A 2,438-nucleotide genomic window follows, 5' to 3' on the forward strand; every position below is an offset into this window, starting at 1 on the left:
TTTATCGCTGGTGAGCATCGCTATTATTTTTTGGTGTGGTAACTCAAAAATAATTTCTTCTTTGCTCACCCTCTTTTATCTAGCAACTTGGGTTAGTTAGATAGCGCAAAAAGTGGCGGATAATGAAATTGATAAGATTCACAGCATGCTTAAACCTTCAGAAAAAAACACTTAAAACCTTGCACATTTTTGCTAATTACTGCAATTTAAAGCCCTATTTTTATAACGGGAAGCATTTGAAGTTCTTTGAATTAGGTGCGAAGTGATTATTATCCCGGCGGTATGCAAATGCCAATGAGAGGTTATACTAACAACAGTTCTTACCGTTATGGGTTTAATAGGCAGGAAAAATCAACAGAAGTAAACAGCGATGGCAATCTTTACACTGCTGAATATTGGGAATACGATGCGAGGATAGTGAGAAGGTGGAATTTAGACCCGCGGCCAACTGTAGGTATAAGCGAATATTCTGCATTTGGTGGTAATCCGATTCTTAACAGTGACCCATTAGGTGATACTACAGTAACAGGAGCAGGTGGTGGCCAAAGCATAAATATAGATGAAAAAGCAAATTCATTAGAGTTTTATAGTTCAGCAAGCTATAAAATTAGTGGTACTAATACAAATGTTCCTATACAAGCCGGACAGCTAAGGTCATTTTCAAATGGATTAGGAACATTTAGTGCAAAATGGTCAACAAATGCAAATGGTGCAGCAGTTTTTGCAGGATATAAAAATGAAAATAATCAGACTGTTGATGATGTAATTAAAGAAATAAGTAGCTGGAAATATAGAACTGTAGCGTGGTTAGCTAATTTTGGTAACTCAAAATTACGGGAGTATAACGCAAACCCAGTTGCTTATAATATCAAACTAACTACTACAATGTTATCAATTGGAGTGGTTGGTGCGGTTGACCCAATGCCTTACAATTTGGAGTCTGAAGGTGCAGGTTTTTCAAGATCGAGCAACTACTTAGGGTTATTTAGAAGAGAACAAAACATAGGAGCTTTTTCAAGCTTGGAAGTTCCTATGCAGTTAAGAACGGTTAAAAGTATTGCAAATCAAGCTGGGGTAGGTTTGCAAGGAGTAAAACTTAAGATTGTAAGAGACCCGGAACTAATTGGAAGGGGTTTGTATGGTTTTGCTGGTCCAAAAACTATTACTCTTTATCCTGATGCTTTTAGAAGTTATGAAAGTATGGTAAAAACTTTAGGGCATGAAAGGACGCATTTATTTCAGTTCTCATTATATGGCCTTCCCAAAAACTCAATGATGGGAAGCTCATTTGAGGAAGGTGCTTACGGCATAGAAAATACTTTTTGGCAATATTATAAAGCAAATAAATAATGTGGAAAGAAATTCTTTTTAAAATATTTGAGGGTCAAAAAAATATACCATCACCCTTTAGTAAGGACGGTTTCATAAATTATGTGTTTGTTCTTATAGATAAAGAAAATAGAATGGGCTTTGGATGGATATGGTGTTCGAAAACACATACAGGAATTAATATGTCAAGAATGAAAATTCCTGAAAATGTACAATCAGTATCTTCGGAAGAATTTTCAAAAATGAAATTGCCGATGATTGAATTTGTAAATCCTTCAGACGATAATGGAGGATTATAATGTATGAATTTTTCCCCCTGCAACTTCCGTGAACTTTCTACAATGTTCTGTCCGGATATACGCTGGTGCAGGATTTTACCCCTAATAGTCCAAGTATGCTCATAAAAAGGAGGAAGCTGGGGCAAGGTATGCAGGGCAGGCAAAGAGTAAAGGGTACTTGTGCCTTTACCGTAAACGCTTATACAACCGATATTGATAACCAAAGCGCCGATAATTACAGTTATGATGCTATCGGTAACCTACTGCTGATGTAAAAGAAGGTATAAGCAGCATTGAATGGACGGTGTATGGGAAGGTTAAGACAATCAATAAAACAGACGGTACTACAATAACCTATAAGTATGATGCTGCCGGCAACAGGGTGAGTAAAACGGTTGGTAACGTTGAAAGCTGGTATGTAAGAGATGCCAGTGGCAATATCTTAAGCATATATACAACGGACGAAGCATCTGAAAACAGCGGACATCTTACGTGGTCCTAAACAATGTAGGGTTTTAAATTGAACAGTCTGGCCTTAAACTAAAAAACCTGCATAAGAAAAATAAAATGCCGCAGCTTGACCTGGAAGTGGCTACCGGCATCAATCACAGCGATATCAGCAGGATTGAAAACGGTAAGCTTAACATAGAGTTCTTTACGATGGTTAAACTGGCTGCCGCACTTAATGGTGAACTGGTTGATTTCTTTAAATAAGTATACTTTAAAAAGCCGCTGATTGCTCAACGGCTTCCTTTAAAACTAAAACTACTTTATATACTGCAATACCCAGTTTAAACTATCTGGAAAAGGAACATTATAATCTTTAAAATC

At 36.9% G+C, this 2,438-nt stretch carries 5 protein-coding genes; all 5 read left to right on the forward strand.

The features are described from left to right. Window positions 1–294: 294 nt before the first annotated feature. Window positions 295–1,350, forward strand: coding sequence for a hypothetical protein (locus tag BM015_RS21770; protein ID WP_218148605.1), 1,056 nt, complete (start codon window positions 295–297; stop codon window positions 1,348–1,350). After that, window positions 1,350–1,628, forward strand: a complete 279-nt coding sequence (locus BM015_RS21175; protein ID WP_090663350.1) for a hypothetical protein — start codon at window positions 1,350–1,352, stop codon at window positions 1,626–1,628. The genes BM015_RS21770 and BM015_RS21175 overlap by 1 nt, the downstream gene beginning before the upstream one ends. Before the next feature lie 95 nt (window positions 1,629–1,723). Next, the gene (locus BM015_RS21680; protein WP_177191991.1) at window positions 1,724–1,882 is read left to right on the forward strand and encodes a hypothetical protein; all 159 of its coding nucleotides are present in this window, start codon (window positions 1,724–1,726) and stop codon (window positions 1,880–1,882) included. A gap of 29 nt (window positions 1,883–1,911) precedes the next feature. Next, window positions 1,912–2,109: a hypothetical protein gene (locus tag BM015_RS21180; protein WP_177191992.1), complete on the forward strand. Its 198-nt coding sequence runs from the start codon at window positions 1,912–1,914 to the stop codon at window positions 2,107–2,109. A 47-nt stretch (window positions 2,110–2,156) separates the two neighbouring features. After that, window positions 2,157–2,321 carry a helix-turn-helix domain-containing protein gene (locus tag BM015_RS21185; protein ID WP_262497273.1) on the forward strand — a complete coding sequence of 55 codons (165 nt, stop codon included), beginning with the start codon at window positions 2,157–2,159 and terminating at the stop codon, window positions 2,319–2,321. The last annotated feature ends 117 nt before the right edge of the window (window positions 2,322–2,438 follow it).

Source organism: Parafilimonas terrae (assembly GCF_900115755.1).
Taxonomy (GTDB): Bacteria; Bacteroidota; Bacteroidia; order Chitinophagales; family Chitinophagaceae; genus Parafilimonas; species Parafilimonas terrae.